The organism is Pacificispira sp., from assembly GCF_965228185.1.
Classification (GTDB): Bacteria; Pseudomonadota; Alphaproteobacteria; order UBA8366; family Aestuariispiraceae; genus Pacificispira.
Genome location: NZ_CBDDHE010000010.1, coordinates 100,469 through 117,858, shown reverse-complemented (window position 1 = coordinate 117,858; position 17,390 = coordinate 100,469). Strand labels below are relative to the sequence as shown.

Annotated in this window: 19 protein-coding genes; 13 read left to right on the top strand and 6 right to left on the bottom strand. The window is 63.2% G+C overall.

The features are described 5' to 3' along the window. Positions 1-92 precede the first annotated feature (92 nt). The 3 genes from ACO06O_RS21000 to ACO06O_RS20990 all read right to left on the bottom strand — a co-directional run bounded on the left by ACO06O_RS21000 (position 93) and on the right by ACO06O_RS20990 (position 1,818). The gene (locus tag ACO06O_RS21000) at positions 93-608 is read right to left on the bottom strand and encodes a DUF411 domain-containing protein (RefSeq protein WP_421884480.1); all 516 of its coding nucleotides are present in this window, start codon (positions 606-608) and stop codon (positions 93-95) included. Positions 609-830: 222 nt separating this feature from the next. After that, a complete protein-coding gene (locus tag ACO06O_RS20995) occupies positions 831-1,172 on the bottom strand; it encodes an SHOCT domain-containing protein (protein WP_421884476.1) in 342 nt (113 codons plus the stop codon). 16 nt (positions 1,173-1,188) lie between these two features. After that, positions 1,189-1,818, bottom strand: a complete 630-nt coding sequence (locus tag ACO06O_RS20990; protein WP_421884474.1) for a cation transporter — start codon at positions 1,816-1,818, stop codon at positions 1,189-1,191. A 114-nt stretch (positions 1,819-1,932) separates the two neighbouring features. Here ACO06O_RS20990 and ACO06O_RS20985 point away from each other — a divergent pair, with 114 nt between their 5' ends. From ACO06O_RS20985 to ACO06O_RS20935, 11 genes are all read left to right on the top strand, one after another. Beyond that, positions 1,933-2,340 (top strand): MerR family transcriptional regulator, encoded by a 408-nt coding sequence (locus ACO06O_RS20985; RefSeq protein WP_421884470.1) that lies wholly within the window; start codon positions 1,933-1,935, stop codon positions 2,338-2,340. A gap of 333 nt (positions 2,341-2,673) precedes the next feature. Continuing rightward, the gene (locus ACO06O_RS20980) at positions 2,674-4,005 is read left to right on the top strand and encodes a mechanosensitive ion channel family protein (protein WP_421884467.1); all 1,332 of its coding nucleotides are present in this window, start codon (positions 2,674-2,676) and stop codon (positions 4,003-4,005) included. A gap of 383 nt (positions 4,006-4,388) precedes the next feature. Then, on the top strand, positions 4,389-5,636 hold the full coding sequence (locus ACO06O_RS20975) for a type III PLP-dependent enzyme (RefSeq protein WP_421884465.1): 1,248 nt from the start codon (positions 4,389-4,391) through the stop codon (positions 5,634-5,636). Between the two features lie 175 nt (positions 5,637-5,811). Next, positions 5,812-6,504 carry an RT0821/Lpp0805 family surface protein gene (locus ACO06O_RS20970; protein ID WP_421884462.1) on the top strand — a complete coding sequence of 231 codons (693 nt, stop codon included), beginning with the start codon at positions 5,812-5,814 and terminating at the stop codon, positions 6,502-6,504. A 738-nt stretch (positions 6,505-7,242) separates the two neighbouring features. Next, entirely contained in the window at positions 7,243-7,842 is a 600-nt protein-coding gene (gene hisB / locus ACO06O_RS20965) for an imidazoleglycerol-phosphate dehydratase HisB (RefSeq protein ID WP_421884459.1), read from the top strand. A 6-nt stretch (positions 7,843-7,848) separates the two neighbouring features. Beyond that, complete coding sequence (gene hisH / locus ACO06O_RS20960; RefSeq protein ID WP_421884457.1) at positions 7,849-8,481, top strand: imidazole glycerol phosphate synthase subunit HisH; 633 nt, start codon at positions 7,849-7,851, stop codon at positions 8,479-8,481. An 11-nt stretch (positions 8,482-8,492) separates the two neighbouring features. Then, positions 8,493-9,224, top strand: coding sequence for a 1-(5-phosphoribosyl)-5-[(5-phosphoribosylamino)methylideneamino]imidazole-4-carboxamide isomerase (gene hisA / locus ACO06O_RS20955; RefSeq protein ID WP_421884454.1), 732 nt, complete (start codon positions 8,493-8,495; stop codon positions 9,222-9,224). Positions 9,225-9,231: 7 nt separating this feature from the next. After that, positions 9,232-10,032: an imidazole glycerol phosphate synthase subunit HisF gene (hisF, locus tag ACO06O_RS20950; RefSeq protein ID WP_420419362.1), complete on the top strand. Its 801-nt coding sequence runs from the start codon at positions 9,232-9,234 to the stop codon at positions 10,030-10,032. Continuing rightward, positions 10,029-10,361, top strand: a complete 333-nt coding sequence (locus ACO06O_RS20945) for a phosphoribosyl-ATP diphosphatase (protein ID WP_421884451.1) — start codon at positions 10,029-10,031, stop codon at positions 10,359-10,361. Before hisF ends, ACO06O_RS20945 begins: the two co-directional genes overlap by 4 nt. Before the next feature lie 16 nt (positions 10,362-10,377). Next, positions 10,378-11,034 (top strand): LysE family translocator, encoded by a 657-nt coding sequence (locus ACO06O_RS20940; protein WP_421884448.1) that lies wholly within the window; start codon positions 10,378-10,380, stop codon positions 11,032-11,034. 282 nt (positions 11,035-11,316) lie between these two features. Then, positions 11,317-11,685 (top strand): histidine triad nucleotide-binding protein, encoded by a 369-nt coding sequence (locus ACO06O_RS20935; protein WP_420419359.1) that lies wholly within the window; start codon positions 11,317-11,319, stop codon positions 11,683-11,685. Positions 11,686-11,757: 72 nt separating this feature from the next. Here ACO06O_RS20935 and ACO06O_RS20930 read toward each other — a convergent pair whose 3' ends face one another. Beyond that, positions 11,758-11,943 (bottom strand): hypothetical protein, encoded by a 186-nt coding sequence (locus ACO06O_RS20930; RefSeq protein ID WP_421884445.1) that lies wholly within the window; start codon positions 11,941-11,943, stop codon positions 11,758-11,760. A gap of 123 nt (positions 11,944-12,066) precedes the next feature. Here ACO06O_RS20930 and ACO06O_RS20925 point away from each other — a divergent pair, with 123 nt between their 5' ends. After that, positions 12,067-14,076, top strand: coding sequence for a sulfotransferase (locus ACO06O_RS20925; protein ID WP_421884442.1), 2,010 nt, complete (start codon positions 12,067-12,069; stop codon positions 14,074-14,076). Here ACO06O_RS20925 and ACO06O_RS20920 read toward each other — a convergent pair. Then, positions 14,061-15,335 carry an MFS transporter gene (locus tag ACO06O_RS20920; RefSeq protein ID WP_421884439.1) on the bottom strand — a complete coding sequence of 425 codons (1,275 nt, stop codon included), beginning with the start codon at positions 15,333-15,335 and terminating at the stop codon, positions 14,061-14,063. The genes ACO06O_RS20925 and ACO06O_RS20920 overlap by 16 nt on opposite strands. Positions 15,336-15,512: 177 nt before the next feature. Between ACO06O_RS20920 and ACO06O_RS20915 the strand changes: the two genes are divergently transcribed. After that, positions 15,513-16,262, top strand: coding sequence for an AraC family transcriptional regulator (locus ACO06O_RS20915; RefSeq protein ID WP_421884435.1), 750 nt, complete (start codon positions 15,513-15,515; stop codon positions 16,260-16,262). 371 nt (positions 16,263-16,633) lie between these two features. On the opposite strand, the gene ACO06O_RS20910 is transcribed toward ACO06O_RS20915, so the two are convergent. Next, complete coding sequence (locus ACO06O_RS20910; protein ID WP_421884432.1) at positions 16,634-17,290, bottom strand: transglutaminase-like cysteine peptidase; 657 nt, start codon at positions 17,288-17,290, stop codon at positions 16,634-16,636. Positions 17,291-17,390: the final 100 nt, after the last annotated feature.

The following is a 17,390-nucleotide window of genomic DNA, read 5'->3' as shown; positions in this document are numbered from 1 at the left end:
CACACGATTGGGCATTAAGCGTTCGGACAGAGGCACTTGTAGATTGCATCAACTCTGGAACGGGCAACATCGTTTGGTCTCAAAGAGGTTGATCACCGATAGTCTGAGAATAGACGCACACCGGACGTGCCGAATGATAGGACAACATAAGGCTCAATTTGATTGCCCATCTCCATGCCTGGAGAACCAATAGGCATGCCGGGCACTGCAATTCCCGCTATATCAGGGCTTTCTTCAAGCATCCGAACTACATCCTGAACCGGCACATGTCCTTCGACAACATAGCCGTTTATGATGCCGGTATGGCAAGACTGCAGGTCTGAATTGATACCATAGCGCGTCTTGATCATTGTAAGGTCGTCCAACTCGACCGTGTCCACCTTAATGCCCGCCGTTTGGACATGGTTGATCCAAGCCCCACAGCATCCGCACGTCGGCGACCTATAGACGGTCATACGATGAGAAACCGCTGCACTCGCATGCTTTGCGACCGTTGTGGTCCCAACCAATACCATGGCTCCAGTCCCGCGCAGAAAACATCGACGACCAATTTTATCCATAACAATTTGCCTCTCATTCAATGTTGCAGGTTTGAGATCGTGCTGCATGATGATTGTTCGACCAGCATCTCTTTCATTTCATTCGCTATTGACCTTCCAGTTAGTGGAAAGTTTTTGTCAAGAAGATAGAGCACGCAGTTATCTCAGCAATCTATTTCTTCGCGCTTGTCTCTGCAGCCCCGTAGCGACGACGATGTTGTACTCTGCGTTCGTCCGGTCTTCAACGAACTCTCTATTGTGACATAATCGCCCGTTCAATTTGCCGCCGAGTTACTCCCCGAGAACTCGTCGCCGCTCCTCAAATTCTTCTTTGTCGATTTCACCCCGTGCAAATCTCTCTTTGAGAATGTCCAGCGGGGTTTTGGTGGATGGGTGCGGATATTGTGAAGGAGCATGACCTACCCCTCCCAGCCAACGAACCAACGTCACCACGACAACCACTGCTATGGCGATGAAGGCGATCATCATAATCGGGCCGAAGAACCAACCGTGCCATCCCCCATCCCACATATGCGGCTCATAACCAGGCCCTACCGATTGCTGCGCGATTGCCGGTTGCGTAACGAGGCAAAGCACTCCGGTCCAAAGGAATAATCCGAGTTTCTGCTTCATCGATACCCTCCGCATATTATTGAGTTACACCGCTACACTGCTGCATTTCTGTGGCAGCTTGCCGAACGATCTGCACAGCGGACCAAAGGAATAGCCCCGCCATAAGTGCTGCGACGACCAAATCGGGCCAAGCCGTGCCTGTCAGAAAAACCCCTGCGGCGGCAACAACGACAGCCACGTTCCCAATCGCATCGTTCCGGCTGCACAGCCAAACGGAGCGCACGTTCGCGTCGCCGTCCTTGAACCGCATTAGAAGAAGCACACTTGCCAGGTTCGCGGCGAGGGCCAAGAAACCGACCGCACCCATCACCGTCGCCGATGGCACTCCCAACACCAAGACCTGATAGGCTGTGGAGCCGAGCACCCAAAGTCCCATGGCACCTAGGCTGAGCCCCTTCACGAGGGCGGCGGTCGCCCGGACGCGCAAGGACATACCGATGACATAGAGGCTGATTGCGTACGTCACCGTGTCGCCCAAAAAATCGAGCGCGTCGGCCTGCAGCGCTTTGGAACCCGCGAAGGCTCCCGCCGTCATTTCGACAACGAACATTATCCCATTGATGGCTATGACCATCCAAAGGGCTTTCTTGAATTCATCCGAAACGCCATCGAACTTGGCGTCATGCCCGCAACAACTTCCAGCCATCAGGATATTTCCTCGTTTGATGCCGGACGGTTTCGGCCAGAAACCCGCCGCTTTGCCTTTTCAATTCGTCTAATGGTACAATCTACAATGATTGTAGGAGCAAGGAGAAAATTCATGGCGGTGCGAGATTTCTCGATAGGCGAACTCGCTCAGAGGGCCGGGTGTACTGTCCAGATCATTCGGCACTACGAGAAAATCGGTTTGTTGCCGGAGACGCGGCGAACCAGCGGCAACCGTCGCATATATTCCGAGGATCAGGCGTCCCGCTTGGTCTTCATTCGACACAGCAGGGAATTGGGCTTCAGCCTGGATGACATCCGGCAGTTGCTGTCATTCTCCGACCAACCGGACCAATCGTGTGAACAGGTGGACACCATCGCCCGCGAGCACCTGGCCGATGTTCAGGAACGGCTGACCCGCTTACGATCCATGGAACGTGAACTGAAACGGATGGTCCACGAATGCGGCGGCGGAAAGGTCGCCGAATGTCGGATAATTGAAGTTCTTGCCGACCATTCGTAATGCCTGAGTGAAAGTCGCCCAACGACCAGAGGGCGGTCTTAATGTCTGCTTATGGCTAACCGCGTCCAAACCCGCCCGATTCTTGATAAGTCTGTGATGTCCCCGAAAGCGGGCAGGGCGCGTGCGGGTCGGGTTGACTTGGCTCCTACGGTCCGGGGTTGATTTGAACCAATTCTCCTCGGTTGATCCGAGATCTCGGTCTGCGCGTTGGGGTCGGCGCACCTATCGGGCAACGGGTTGCTCAAATCCACGCCGCGGATACAAGGCGCGGCTTCCACGCGCTGCGGGCACGCGATAAGGTTTCGTTCCGAAACGCTATCCGAGAGAGGCGCCGTGCCCGAAGGTCTGATTTGGCTCGAAACCGTCAGCGACCTCGTCGTTGAAACGCTCACACGACGGACGTTCTACTACCAGGTCGCCACGATCGCCGTGACGATCGCCGCCGCCTGGATTCTGTCCCGTGCCATCCGGCAGCGGCTTCCCGCCCCGGCCGTGACGGAGCCGGGCGACGCGCCCACCGCGCGCAGGATCGTCGACCGGGTCGGGGCGGTGGCCTATTACACGCGCGAACTGCTGTTCCCCGCCATGAGTGCGGCACTTCTGGGCGTCGCGGTCGTTCTCAGCGGCGAGTTCTTCGACCGGACCTGGCTGGTCCAGCTTGTCCAGGGCATGAACTTCCTGTCGCTGCTCTATGTCATCGCGACCAAGGTGACGCGCGAAGGCGCGGTGAAGTATTTCACGCTGATCGTTCTGGTGCCGATCACGATCTTTTATGCGATCGGCCTTCTCGACGATGCGATTGCCGTGGCCGAGGGCATCCATTTCGATCTCGGCAGCATTTCCGTCACGGCATACGGGATCATCCGGACCGTGATCTTCGGCGCGATCCTGTTTTGGCTCGGCCGACTGTCCAATGCCACGGGACAGAATTTCATCCGGCGCCGCGTCACCCATGACGACACGACCCGCGAACTCGCTCTCAAGAGCTTCCAGATCCTCCTGTTCATGGTCGTTGCGCTTCTGTTTCTGCAGATCGCCGGCATCGACCTCACCGCGCTTGTCGTCGTCGGGGGCGCCATCGGCGTCGGCTTGGGTTTCGGCTTGCAGCAGATCGCATCGAACTTCATTTCGGGGATCATCATCCTTCTGGACCGATCGATTGCGATCGGCGACTTCATCGAACTCGAGGACGGCCGGTCCGGCGTATTGCGCGAATTGAGCATGCGCTCCGCGACGCTTCAGACCTTCGACAACAAGGACATCATGGTCCCGAACGAACGGTTCATCACCACCGCCTTCGTCAACTGGACCCATTACAATAAGAAACAGCGCTATCCGCTCTACTTCTCCGTCGCCTACGGGACCGATCTGGAGAAGCTGTTTCAGATCGTACGAGAAGTCGTTGCCTCCCATCCACAGGTTCTGTCGGGCCCGCAATTGCCGATCGAGGAACGGCCGGATGCCGAAATCTCGAGCTTCGGCGACAACGGTATCGAAATCCTCGTCGAGTTCTGGATGGAAGGGGTCGACGACGGCAAGAACCGCGTCGGTGCCGACCTGCTTTTCATGATCTGGAAGGCCCTGCAGGAAAATCAGATCGAGATACCCTTCCCGCAGCGGGAGGTTCGGATCGTGCATTCCGACAAGAAGACCAGCCCCGGTTAAACAAGAGTGGGCTAAACAACAGCCGGCCAAACAACAGAATTGGTGCCGTCCGGGCAGCACGATTTCGGTGCCGCGCGTCATGCATTTTTCGCATTCCTCCTCTCCGTAAATGAGACATCTCACGGGGCGCGATCGGCTTTATATGCGATCTCGTGTTGACGCTCGACGCACGTGCCACTGGCCCCTGCGATCGGGAGAGGCCTCCAGAATAGTTCTGGGATATCCCGGCCCGCCCCGATCCTGTCCCCCGGTCCGAGTTGGATCGCCGGATGGGTGTATGTAACGACGGAGGCGTCCTTTTTGGACAGCTCGGGTTTCGCTCGCTCCCCTAGGGAACACCCTATGAGGACGACGGAACCCCATCCGGAAGGGAGTGCCGGGATATGGGTATTGTGACGGGCGGCCGTGCGGCCGCCGAGACCGCTATTGTTTCCGAAGATCTGGGTGCCCGCACCCGCCTGCGTGTCATCGAGGGCGGTCAGCCCGCGCCGACCGCTCTGACCGGCCGTCTGGCCGAATTCATGGCCGAGGCCCGTTTCGACCGGCCGACCCTGGTCATGGACCTGGACGCCGTCGCCGACCGCTACCGCGTGCTGGCCGACGCCCTGTCCCCGGCGCGCATCCACTATGCCGTGAAGGCCAACCCTGCGCCGCAGCTTCTCGCCCGCCTGGCCGCCGAAGGCAGCAATTTCGACGTCGCCAGCCGCGGTGAGATCGAACAATGCCTGGCGCTGGGCATCCCCGCGTCGCGCCTGTCCTTCGGCAATACGATCAAGCGCCGTTCCGACATCGCCTTCGCGCATTCCGCCGGCGTGCCGCTGTTCGCCTTCGACAGTGAAGCCGAACTGGAGAAACTGGCCGAAGCCGCGCCGGGGACCGGCGTCTATTGCCGCGTCCTGGTGGACGGCACCGGCGCCGAATGGCCGCTGGGCAAGAAGTTCGGCTGCGCCGACACGATGGCCGAAGAACTTCTGGTCCGCGCCGTGGAACTGGGCTTCCAGCGTCCGGGCATTTCCTTCCATGTCGGCTCGCAACAGGGCGATCTGGGTGCCTGGGACCGCTGCTTCGCCCGCGCCCGGGCGCTGATCGACCGGCTGGCGGCGCGCGGCGTCGAAATCGGCCTGGTCAATCTGGGCGGCGGCTTCCCCGCCACCATGACCCGCTCGGTCGCCCGCGATCCGCGCGACTATGCCGAAACCGTCCGCGCCTTCGCGCTGAGCCATTTCGGCGACCTGAATGTCGCCCTGATCGCCGAGCCGGGCCGTGGCCTGGTCGCCGATGCGGGCTGCATCGCCGCCGAGGTCGTGCTGGTCTCGGAAAAAGGCGACGGCGACGACCGCCGCTGGGTCTATCTCGATATCGGCAAATTCTCCGGCCTGGCCGAAACCATGGACGAATCCATTCGCTACCGCTTCGAAACCCCCGATTGCGGCGGCCCGGAAGGCCCGGTTGTCATCGCGGGCCCGAGCTGCGACAGCGCCGACGTCCTGTATGAGAAGACCGCCTACAGCCTGCCGATGAACCTGCAGGACGGCGACCGCGTCTGGATCCTGGGCACCGGTGCCTACACGACGACCTATTCGTCGGTCGGCTTCAACGGCTTCCCCCCGCTGGACGCCGTCTGCATCTAAAGTTCCGGCTTATCTGAAGTCAGTGGGCGGCCATGGCACCGGCTGCGCGCCTCAAACGGCGCGCGCCGGTGCCGTCGGCATTTTTGACGTCTTTGGTTTCCTGAACCCATTTCGACGGAATGTCGGTCCTGACCCGTCGTTACTCCCAGAACAAACGGCAACTGGGAGTCAGATCATGACCCGCACCCGTGTTTCGAAGCGTGTTACCGGTTTCGTCACCGCCGCCATTCTGGGCCTCGGCCTGTTTCCGGCGGCCGCCTTCGCCGACCCGCCTCACTGGGCCCCGGCCCAAGGCTGGCGCGCGAAATATTACCAACACGATCATTATCGCGACCGGGACCGCCACAATCACCGGCATGTGGAGCGCCGGTACGAACGGAATGTGACCAACAACTACTATTACGGCCAACCGCAGCAACACTATGGCGGCGGCAGCGCCCTGAGCGGCAGCGGCTTCGGCTGCAACAGCGATCTGATCGGCGCGCTGGTCGGCGGCGCGGCGGGCGCGGCCCTGGGCTCCCAATTCGGCAAGGGCGACGGCAAGACCGCCGCGATCATCGGCGGCGCCGTCATCGGCCTGATTGCCGGGAACAGCATCGGCAGCAGCATGGACGCCAGCGACCGCCGCTGCGTCAGCCAGACGCTGGAGCGTGTGCCCGACGGCCAGCCGGTCGTCTGGCAGGACCCGAACCGACACGGCACCGGCTATCCGACGCAGCAATCCATCACTCCGACCCGCACCTGGCAGACCGACAACGGCCGCTACTGCCGCGAATATGTCACCACGGGCACGATCGGACGCCAGGTCCAGGAAGTCTACGGCACCGCCTGCCGCAACCCGGACGGCAGCTGGCAGATCGTCAGCTAATGCAATCCCAGGCCTCCGTCATTCCCGCGCAGGCGGGAATCCAGGACCGTCGGCACGGCCATGCCCCATTCCCTGGACCCCGGCTTCCGCCGGGGTGACGGATTAGGGGTAACTCGGAGGACGCGAAGGCGACTTTGCGAACCTCCGCGGAGCCTCTGCGCCCTCCGCGTTCAAATTCTTTCTCAAGGCACCATTGACGTCATTCCGGCGAAAGCCGGAATCCAGGGCCGTCGGCACGGCCATGCCCCATTCCCTGGACCCCCGCCTGCGCGGGGGTGACGGATTAGGGGTAACTCGGAGGACGCGAAGGCGACTTTGCGAACCTCCGCGGAGCCTCTGCGCCCTCCGCGTTCAAATTCTTTCTCAAGGCACCATTGACGTCATTCCGGCGAAAGCCGGAATCCAGGGCCGTCGGCGCGGCCATGCCCCATTCCCTGGACCCCGGCTTCGGCCGGGGTGACGGATTAGGGGTAACTCGGAGGGCGCGAAGGCGACTTTGCGGACCTCCGCGGAGCCTCTGCGCCCTCCGCGTTCAAATTCTTTCTCAAGGCACCATTGACGTCATTCCGGCGAAAGCCGGAATCCAGGGCCGTCGGCAGGGACGTGCCCCATTCCCTGGACCCCGGCTTCCGCCGGGGTGACGGCCGAGGAGGGGCTGCGACCCACGTGCGTCTAGCCATTCCGCGCCGTGCCTGCTATTTGCACCGCATTCGATGGATCGAATGAAGGAAAACGGTGATGCGGCAGGCGTCGGTCGAGCGCAATACGAAGGAAACGCGGATCTCCGGGTCGGTGAACCTGGACGGGGCGGGCGTCTATGACGTCCAGACCGGGATCGGCTTCCTGGACCATATGCTGGAGCAGCTCTCCAAGCATAGCCTGATCGACCTGACCCTGCGGGCCGAGGGCGACCTGCATATCGATTTCCACCACACGACCGAGGACAGCGGCTATGTCGTCGGCGAGGCCGTTCTGAAGGCGCTGGGCGACCGCAAGGGGATCGAGCGCTATGGCCATGCCTATATCCCGATGGACGAGACCCTGACCCGGGTGTCGATCGACCTGTCGGGCCGACCCTATCTGGTGTGGAAAGTCAATTTCACCAAGCCGAAGCTGGGCGATTTCGACACGGAACTGTTCAAGGAATGGTTCGCAGCCTTCGCCCAGGCGGCCGGCGCGACCCTGCATGTCGAGAATCTCTACGGCGAGAACAATCACCATATCGCCGAGAGCTGCTACAAGGGCCTGGCCCGCGCGCTGAAGGCGGCGACCGCCATCGACCCGCGCAAGGCGGACCAGGTGCCGTCGACCAAGGGCACGCTGGGCGAGTCGCTGTAGGCGGCCATGCGGACAGTCATCGTCGATTACGGGTCGGGCAATCTGCATTCCGCCGCGAAGGCGTTCGAGCGGATGGCCGGGCCGTCGGACCGGATTTCCGTCACGGACGACATCGTCGAGATCGCGGCGGCGGACCGGATCGTGCTGCCCGGCGTCGGCGCCTATGCCGATTGCCGCGCGGGTCTGATGAAGGTCGAGGGCCTCTACGAAACCCTGCAGGACGCGGTGATCGACAAGGGCCGTCCCTTTCTGGGCATCTGCGTCGGCATGCAGTTGATGGCGACATTGGGCGAAGAGCACGGCGAGACGCCGGGCTTCGACTGGATCCAGGGAAGGGTCACGGCGATCCGCCCGAACGACCCGGCGCTGAAAGTGCCGCATATGGGCTGGAACGATCTGACCCGCGTCGCCGACCATCCGGTTTTCGACGGGATCGGTCCCGGCGCCTATTGCTACTATGTCCACAGCTATCATCTGAAGACGGACAGGCCGGATCAATGCCTGGCCCAGGTCGATTACGGCGAGGCACTGACCGCCGCCGTCGGCCGCGACAACATGGTCGGAACCCAGTTCCACCCGGAAAAGAGCCAGGCGGCCGGCTTGCGGCTGATTTCGAACTTCCTGTCCTGGAAACCGTAAAGAGAGGCGCCATGATCCTGTATCCCGCGATCGACCTGAAGGATGGCGCCTGTGTGCGCCTGCTGCGCGGCGACATGGACGCGGCGACGGTGTTCAACACCGATCCCGGCGCCCAGGCCCGCGCCTTTGTCGATGCTGGGGCGGAATGGATCCACGTGGTCGACCTGAACGGCGCGTTTTCCGGCAAGTCGGAAAACGCCGATGCCGTCTCGGCCATTCTGGATGCCGTCGGCAACAAGGCACAGGTCCAGTTGGGCGGCGGCATCCGGTCGGTGTCGCATGTCTCGTCCTGGCTGGAGCGCGGCGTGTCCCGGGTCATTCTGGGCACGGTCGCGGTGAAGGACCCCGACACGGTCAAGGCGGCCTGCGCGGCCTTTCCCGGGCAGGTCGCGGTCGGCATCGACGCGCGCGCCGGCAAGGTCGCGGTCGAGGGCTGGGCCGAAGCGACGGAACTGGAAGTCCTGGAACTGGCGCGGATGTTCGAGGACGAAGGCGTCGCCGCCATCATCTATACCGATATCGACCGCGACGGCGCGTTGCAGGGTGTGAATGTCGCGGCGACCAAATCGCTGTCCGACGCCATCGCCACGCCGGTCATCGCATCCGGCGGCGTCACGTCGTTGGACGATCTGCGGGCACTGAAGGCGGCGGGCGGCATCGCCGGCGCGATTTCCGGCCGGGCGCTGTATGACGGCCGCATCGATCTGGCCGAGGCCATCGCCGTTCTGAAGGGCAAGGGGTAACGCCGCCATGCTGACGACCCGCGTCATCCCCTGTCTGGACGTCAAGGACGGCCGCGTCGTCAAGGGCGTCAACTTCGTCGGCCTGCGCGATGCGGGCGACCCGGTGGAACAGGCCAAGATCTACGACGCCGCCGGGGCGGACGAACTGACCTTCCTGGACATCACTGCCAGCAGCGACAATCGCGACACGATCTATGACGTGGTCGCGCGGACGGCCGCCGTCGCCTTCATGCCGCTGACCGTCGGCGGCGGGGTACGGGTGGTCGAGGATATCCGCAAGCTGCTGCTGGCCGGGGCCGACAAGGCGTCGATCAACACGGCGGCGGTGAAACGGCCGGAATTCGTGAAAGAGGCTGCGGAACGCTTCGGCTCGCAATGTGTCGTCGTCGCCATCGATGCCAAATCGGTCGGGCCGGACCGCTGGGAAATCTTCACCCATGGCGGGCGGGAGCCGACCGGCATCGACGCCGTCGCCTTCGCACGGCAGGTAGTCGAACTGGGCGCGGGCGAAATCCTGCTGACCTCCATGGATCGCGACGGCACCAAATCCGGCTTCAACATCCCGCTGACCCGGGCCATCGCGGATGCCGTGCCGGTACCGGTGATCGCGTCGGGCGGCGTCGGGACGCTGGATCATCTGGTCGAGGGCGTGCGCGACGGCCATGCCTCCGCCGTGCTGGCCGCCTCCATCTTCCATTTCGGCGAATATTCCATCGCCGAGGCCAAGGCCCATATGGCCGCCGCGGGCCTGCCAGTCCGTCCGGTCGACGGCGGCAGCAACGCCCCGACGACAGGAGCAGGCGCATGAGCGAGATCGACGCGACGGTTCTGGACCGCCTCTATGCCACTGTGGCCGCGCGCAAGGGCGCCGATCCGGACACGTCCTACACCGCCAAGCTGTTCGGCAAGGGCCGCGGCAAGATCGCCCAGAAACTGGGTGAGGAATCGGTCGAAACGGTGATCGAGGCGATGAAGGACGACCGCGAGGGCATCGCGTCCGAAAGCGCCGACCTTCTGTATCACCTGTTGGTGCTTTGGGCCGACGCGGGCTTGAAGCCCGACGAGGTCTGGGCGAAGCTGGCCGCCCGCGAAGGCACGTCCGGACTGACGGAAAAGGCGTCGCGCAAGCAAGACTGATCGAAGGGGAGGTGTCATGTCCTGGGAACTCTGGCTGGTTTTCGTCGCGGTCTGGTTCCTGGCGGGCATCCCCCTGGGTCCGAATGCGCTGAACTGCATCGCGATCTCATCGAATTCCGGGTTCCGCCATGCACTGTGGGCGGTCGCCGGCATCCTGATCGCCGCCTTCCTGTTCATTGCCGCCGTGTCCGCCGGTTTTGCCACCCTGCTGGCGGCCAATGCCACCCTGTTCACGATCCTGAAAATCTGCGGCGGGGCCTATCTGATCTGGATGGGGATTTCGATGTGGCGCAAATCCGGACGCGCCGTCGCCGTGAAGGCGGAGGCCGCGAAGCCGGCCGGACGCATCCTGCGCGATTCCATCCTGATATCGCTCAGCAATCCGAAGGCGGTCCTGGCCTATGCCGCCGTCTTCTCGCAATTCGTCGACCCGGCACAGCCGCTGGCCCCGCAATTGGCGGTCCTGGTGCCGACCGCCCAGGCGATCACGGCGTCGATCTATATCGGCTATTGCGGTTTCGGCACCGCCATCGGCCGCTTCCTTAATTCCACCCGCCGACGCCTGGTCTTCAACCGTCTGATCGCGGCGTTCTATGCCTTGGCCGGGACCGGCCTGATCGGCGCGGAGATCCTGGGCAACAGCAGTGGCGAAAGAACCGCGACCAGCCACTGAACCCACCCCGTCACCCCGGCGGAAGCCGGGGTCCAGGGGAACAGGCACCGGATCCTGCATGAGGCCCTGGATTCCGGCTTTCGCCGGAATGACGAAAGCAAATACATCCGTGTTCCTGCTCTCGCAGGAGCGCGGCAATGCCCTGCGGCACCCCCTTTTGATCCCGGCGACATGGAGTTGCGTCGCCGAACGCGGTTGCAAAATGGGTGAAGTTTTTGTCCAGTCGCACGGGGCCAGCGCCCGACGCAAATTCCGCAAGACCTTGCCGGGGAGGCAGACCGAATGACCTATGACGACCAGAATGTGTTCGCGAAGATCCTGCGGGGCGAAATTCCCTGCAACAAGGTCTATGAGGACGATTACGCCCTGGCCTTTCACGACATCGCGCCGCAGGCCCCGGTCCATGTCCTGGTCATCCCGAAGGGCCCCTATGTGTCGACCGCCGATTTCACCGAAAAGGCCAGCGACGCGGAGGTCGCCGGCTATTTCAAGGCCATCGGTACGGTCGCCCGGCAATTGGGTCTGGACGAGCCGGGCTACCGCCTGATCGCCAATCACGGCGCGGATGCCCACCAGGAAGTCCCCCACCTGCATTTCCACATTTTCGGTGGCCGCAAGATGAAGGGCATGATCCCGAAGCCACAGAACTGACTCTCTAGCCCGGCAATCGGGCGATCCGATCCGATTCGATCTGCCGGCGGCATCCCACTCTGAGCGCGGGGGCTATTTTCCCCATAGAAGGGTCTGAACGAACACCACCGGCACCAGGACCAGGGCGATCCATAATACGGCCTCCACGCCGAACCACAGCGTGGCAGCGAAGCCGAGAATGACGAGGACCCCCGCGAGGGCCAGTAGAATTGGTTTCAGCGCTTCCATGATGTGACGATCCCGGACCTGACGTTTCAATGCGATAGGATCCTAGGCGGCATGGCCGCAAGGGTCATTGACCTGGGTCAAGCGCATTGGTTGGTTGAACCGACCGGCGGCTTGCGCTTTCGTATCGGCGCAGCAGGGGGAGCGCCCAGACGCATGGCACAACAGCCGGCCGGATCGGCCCTACAATCCATATTGAACGCGGCCGTTGCGGCCCATCAGGCCGGGGATGTCGCCACCGCCGTGTCCGGCTATCGCCGCGTTCTCGCGGCCATGCCGAAGCACGCCCCGACCCTGCATCTGATGGGCGTTGCCCTGACCCAGTCCGGCGATGCGGAAGGCGGCGTCCGGTCCATCAAGTCGGCGATCAAGCTTGCGCCGCGCGACCCGGTTTTTCATTTCAACCTGGCCAATGCGGAAAGGGCGGCGGGCCGGGATTCGCGGGCGCTCGCGGCGCTGGAGGCCGCTATCGCGCGCAAGCCCGATTATGCCGAGGCGCATCTGAACCGGGCCAATCTGCTGGAGCGGACCGGAAGGGTGGAAGAGGCCGAGCGGGCCTATCGCGCCGCCACCCAATACGCGCTCGACTGGCCGCTGCCGCGCATCAACCTGACCCTGCTGCTTGCCCGAACCGGCAAGGTCGCGGCGGCGCTGGAGCTGGCGGCAAGCCTGCCCAGGAACGGCGCGGGGTTGAATGCTTCCGGGGTGGCGTTGCGCGCCGCCGGGCGGCTGGAAGAGGCAGAGGCCGCGTTCCGCACCGCGCTGAGTCAGAATGCCGCCGACCGGGATGCGCGCGGCAATCTGGGCGCGGTGCTGCTGGAAGGCGGCGCGCTGGACGAAGCCGAGCCGCTGCTGGAATCCGCCGCCGCCGACGGTGGCTCGGTCGAAGCGCGTGCCAATCTCGCGCGGCTCTATTTCAAACGATCGCGCACGCGCGACGCGCTGGCGCTGTTGGACGCGGTCATCGCGGAACGGCCGACGGACCCGGCCCTGCTGGCGCAGCGTGCCGTCCTGCGCGAGATGATCAGTGACGAAGCGGGGGCGCAGGCGGATGTCGATGCCGGACTGGCGCTGAAACCGGGCCATCCGGAATTGACCTATGTCGCCGCGCTGCTGCGCCTGCGCCAGGGTGCGGCCGAGGCGGCCCTGGATCTGCTGGACAGCCTCGACCCCGACAGTCTGACCGAAGGCACGCTGGCGCTGCAGGCGGCGTTCGAGCGGGCGCGGGCCTTGGACAGGCTGAACCGGACGGAGGACGCGCTGGCGGCCTTCACCGAGGCCAACCGGCGGGCCCAGTCGGTCCATGGCGCGGCGGCGGATCCCGCCTCGAATACGGCGCTTCTGGACCGGCTGGCGGCGTTCGACCCCGCCCGGACGGCGCTGGCGCCCTTGCCGGAGGACGGGATCGAGGATCCGGTCTTTCTGATCGGCTTCCCACGCTCGGGCACCACGCTTCTGGACCGGATGCTGGACGGCCATGGCGGGCTGAAAGTGATGGAGGAAGAACCCATCCTGGACGGATTGGCCGCGCGGTTGGCGGAGCGGCCGGAGGGCTATCCCGAGGCACTGGCGGTGCTGAATGTCGAGGACCGTCTGGCCCTGCGCCGCCAATACGCCGACTGGGCGGAGGCGAAGGGGCCACAGGGTCCAGGCCGGTTGATCGACAAACTGCCGCTGAACGCGATCCATGTGCCCCTGATCCGCAGCCTGTTTCCGCGCGCCCGCTTCATCCTGGCCCTGCGTCATCCGATGGATTCGGTGCTGAGTTGCTTCATGCAGAACTTCCACATGAATGCCGCCATGGCGAATTATTTGACCCTGGACGGCGCGGCGCGGCATTACGACCGGGTCATGGGCCTCTGCCAGGCCGCCTGTACGGCGCTGGAAATCGCGCCGATCCGCGTACGCTATGAAGATCTGATCGACGATCCGGAAGATGTCGCCGGGAAAGTCATCGGCGCGCTGGGACTGGAATGGGACGAGGCGGTTCTGGACCATGCCGGACGCGCCAAAGGGCGCCGGATCAACACGCCAAGCTACGCCCAGGTGTCGGAGCCGGTCTACAAGCGCGCCGCCGGACGCTGGCAGCGTTACGAGGCCGCGCTGAAACCCCTGGAGCCTGTTCTGGCCCCCTGGATCGACCGCTGGGGCTATTCGGCCGGCTGAACCGCGCCGGGCCCGGGCCGCGTCAGCACCGTCTCGTTCCCCGCTTCCGGATCGCGCGGCACCAGCAGGGCCAGGATCAGCGAGATCACCGCCATGCCCGCGCCCAGCAGGAATACCAGCCCCTCGTCCTCTAGATACAGGTAGCCGAAAGCGGCCGGAATACCGACGGCGGCGATATGGTTGATGGTGAAGCTGACCCCCGCCGTCGACGCGATATCCTTCGGATCGGCGATCTTCTGGAAGTAGGTCTTGATCGCCATGGAGAAGGCGAAGAACAGGTGGTCGACGATATATAGGAAGGCCGCGAAGGACGCGTCCTCGACCACCGCATAGCTGCCGAAGACACAGATCAGACCGACATATTCCAGGATCAGCGCGCGGCGCTCGCCCATCTTCACGATGAAGCGGCCGATATAGGGGGCGATCCAGATATTCGCGATCAGATTGACCATGAACAGGAGCGTGATCGCCGTCGCGTCATAGCCGAATTTCTCGACCATCAGGAATCCGGCGAAGACCATGAATATCTGACGCCGCGCCCCGCCCATGAAGGTCAGCGCGTAGTACAGCCAATAGCGCCGCCGCAGGAACAGCGACTTGGTTTGCACTTCCGCCGCCTCATAGAACGGATAATAGATTTTGCAGAACACGGCGATCACCGCCGTAACCGCGCCGGCGAAGACATAAATCGGCACATAGCCCAGATTGAGGCCGGTCAGCGGCTCGGCGATTCCCAGATTCTCCTGAATCCGCACGAAGGCGGAATCGTTGAAGAAGGCGATGATCACGATGAAAATGAAGAAGGTCCCGATCGACGCCGCCTTCAACTGCGTCGCCAGATGGATCGGCGCACGCTTCTTTTCGATCATCTGAAGCGTCAGGGACTGGTTCATCGTCTCGTAATAGTGGAAGCCCGTCGACATCAGCAGGGTCGTCAGATAGAGGCCCAGCTCCGTCGGGAAATAGCCCGTCAGTGCGGTACCGATACCCAGCAGGAACAACGACAGGAAGGCCAGGTTCTGCTCGCGGATGAAGGGCAGCAGCAGGACCGCCGCGAAGGACAGGAAGCCCGGAATTTCCCGGATCGACTGCAGAAACCCGATCTCCTTGCCGGTGAAATTCGCCCGTTCCACCACGAAATTGTTCAACAGCGCGAACCAGCCCTGCAGGCTGATCGCCATGGCGAAGGCCATCAGGATCAGCATGCCTTCGGGCCCCTGAAGGAATCGGGGCAGGAAACGGGTGATAAAACGGCTCATCGCGGGCGCTTTCTGGGTCTGACCGGCCGGAGTTCGGCGGCGAGAAGGGCAGGCGTTCAATGGACCGTCTACCCTCTAGATTCGGATGATCTGAGATTTACGCCTCGCCAGACCGGCTGTCTCTCGTTATTCTGACAAACGATGTCTAGAATCAGCCAAGCCCCATCCCGGGACGCCGTGCCGTCACAGCTGCTGCGTCCGGTCGAGGTCCGTGCCTTCGACATGAGCGTCGGCGAGACCGTGACGCCGCATTCCCACGATTGGGGGCAGTTCACCTATTCGGCGGAGGGGGTTCTGACCGTGCTGACGCCGCAGGGGCGGTTCACGGCGCCGCCCGCCATGGCGGTCTGGATTCCGCCCGGCATCCTGCACGACATCCGGCCCGTCGGACGGGCCAAATTCCGCAGCCTCTATGTTGCCGCCGAAGCGATGACCGGCATGCCCGACCGCTGCGCCGTCCTGTCGGTCGATCCGCTGCTGCGTCAGTTGATCCTGGAAGCCGCCGCCTTCCCCCGCGACTGGCAGGTGGACGGGCCGCAGGGCCGCCTGATGGCCGTTCTGCTGGACCAGATGCGCGCCGCCCCGCCCGCCGAGCTGCATTTGCCACTGCCCGAGGATTCGCGACTGCGCGCCGTCACCGACGCCCTGCTGGAAGACCCCGCAGACCGGCGCGGGCTGGAGGAATTCGCGAAGGTCAGCGGCGCCGCCCCGCGCACCCTGGCGCGCCTGTTCCAGAAGGAAACCGGCATGAGCTTCGGCGTCTGGCGCCGCCAGCGCGTCCTGCTCTCCGCCCTGGAACGCCTGTCGGAAGGCGTGCCCGTCACCAGCGTCGCGCTCGATCTGGGCTATGACAGCCCCTCCGCCTTCATCGCCATGTTCCGCCGCACCCTGGGCGACACGCCGACGCGGTATTTGCGCGGCGACTGAGCCAAGGGCGCACGGCGCAGGTATCGCGAAGGCTCCTGCGGCCGCAGGAGCACGACGATGTAAACTCGTCATCCCTGTGCAGACGGCCCTGGATTCCCGCCTTCGCGGGAATGACGGTCCAGAACACCTCCGTGTTCCTGCGGAAGCAGGAACCTTCGTCGGGCTCTCTCGGCACCGGAAAGATCAAAAGTCCTGCTATCGCAGAAGCGCCACTTCCCTCTCCCCCTGGGAGAGGGTGGCCCGAAGGGTCGGGTGAGGGCCTACGGCCGTAGCCTAGGGCACCATCTCCCCCTCACCCCGGCCCTCTCCCTCAAGGGAGAGGGGGCATCCGGCACGGCTGGTCGGGAACACTGCTGGCCAAGGCCGGAGCCTTACCCCCGGTGCAGCCACCAGCGGTCTTCGTTGATCGAGAAGATCGGCTTGTAATGCTTGATGCGGCTGGCATCGATGACCTGGGGGATCTGGTTGTCGAGGACCAGGGCCTGATTGTCGATGTAGACGACCAGAATGGCGTGAGGCGTATTCAGGTTCAGGTCCTGCAGAACCACAACGCGCATCTGTTCCTTCGGCCAGCCGAGATGGATCAGCGAGACGTATTTCGAGATCGCGTAATCCTCGCAATCGCCGGTGCGGTACATGAATTCGCGCGGCGTCGCCCAGTAATCCTTTTTTCCGTAATTGATCGGGTCCAGGATATAGGCGTATTGATTCAGGTACTTATTGACGTATTGCAATTGGTCGACCGGCGGATGGCCCTTCAGCTTGTTCAGGAAGATCCGCCATTTCGCGATATGGCAGGGCTCGGTCGCGGTGATCTGGCAGGCGCTCAACTCCGTGCCCTTCTCACCGCCATAGCGATCCAGGACGCCGGTCCATTTCTCGAACTTGTCGAGCTTGGTCGAGCTGATTTCCTTGGTGCCGAACAGGTTCACGCCGGCCGCATGGGCATCCGGCGCCGATAGGACCGGGGCGACCAAAAGCGCCGCGACGGCCGCGGCCATCATCAGGAAAGGCTTCCTGCGCAGCATGTCTCTCCGCTCCAATCCTTTGGACCCAATCCATGGCCAGCCCCGACGGCACACGTTCCCCCGCCACTGGCGACGGTAACCATATTTGATTATCCCGGCG

What these genes read in the sequence shown, in the direction of transcription:
- ACO06O_RS20925 (WP_421884442.1), top strand. Translation starts at nt 12,067, where the DNA reads ATGGCACAACAGCCGGCCGGATCGGCCCTACAATCCATATTGAACGCG.
- hisH (WP_421884457.1), top strand. Translation starts at nt 7,849, where the DNA reads ATGCGGACAGTCATCGTCGATTACGGGTCGGGCAATCTGCATTCCGCC.
- ACO06O_RS20995 (WP_421884476.1), bottom strand. Translation starts at nt 1,172, where the DNA reads ATGAAGCAGAAACTCGGATTATTCCTTTGGACCGGAGTGCTTTGCCTC.
- ACO06O_RS20970 (WP_421884462.1), top strand. Translation starts at nt 5,812, where the DNA reads ATGACCCGCACCCGTGTTTCGAAGCGTGTTACCGGTTTCGTCACCGCC.
- ACO06O_RS21000 (WP_421884480.1), bottom strand. Translation starts at nt 608, where the DNA reads ATGCAGCACGATCTCAAACCTGCAACATTGAATGAGAGGCAAATTGTT.
- ACO06O_RS20935 (WP_420419359.1), top strand. Translation starts at nt 11,317, where the DNA reads ATGACCTATGACGACCAGAATGTGTTCGCGAAGATCCTGCGGGGCGAA.
- hisB (WP_421884459.1), top strand. Translation starts at nt 7,243, where the DNA reads ATGCGGCAGGCGTCGGTCGAGCGCAATACGAAGGAAACGCGGATCTCC.
- hisF (WP_420419362.1), top strand. Translation starts at nt 9,232, where the DNA reads ATGCTGACGACCCGCGTCATCCCCTGTCTGGACGTCAAGGACGGCCGC.
- ACO06O_RS20920 (WP_421884439.1), bottom strand. Translation starts at nt 15,335, where the DNA reads ATGAGCCGTTTTATCACCCGTTTCCTGCCCCGATTCCTTCAGGGGCCC.
- ACO06O_RS20975 (WP_421884465.1), top strand. Translation starts at nt 4,389, where the DNA reads ATGGGTATTGTGACGGGCGGCCGTGCGGCCGCCGAGACCGCTATTGTT.
- ACO06O_RS20990 (WP_421884474.1), bottom strand. Translation starts at nt 1,818, where the DNA reads ATGGCTGGAAGTTGTTGCGGGCATGACGCCAAGTTCGATGGCGTTTCG.
- ACO06O_RS20945 (WP_421884451.1), top strand. Translation starts at nt 10,029, where the DNA reads ATGAGCGAGATCGACGCGACGGTTCTGGACCGCCTCTATGCCACTGTG.
- ACO06O_RS20910 (WP_421884432.1), bottom strand. Translation starts at nt 17,290, where the DNA reads ATGCTGCGCAGGAAGCCTTTCCTGATGATGGCCGCGGCCGTCGCGGCG.
- ACO06O_RS20940 (WP_421884448.1), top strand. Translation starts at nt 10,378, where the DNA reads ATGTCCTGGGAACTCTGGCTGGTTTTCGTCGCGGTCTGGTTCCTGGCG.
- ACO06O_RS20985 (WP_421884470.1), top strand. Translation starts at nt 1,933, where the DNA reads ATGGCGGTGCGAGATTTCTCGATAGGCGAACTCGCTCAGAGGGCCGGG.
- hisA (WP_421884454.1), top strand. Translation starts at nt 8,493, where the DNA reads ATGATCCTGTATCCCGCGATCGACCTGAAGGATGGCGCCTGTGTGCGC.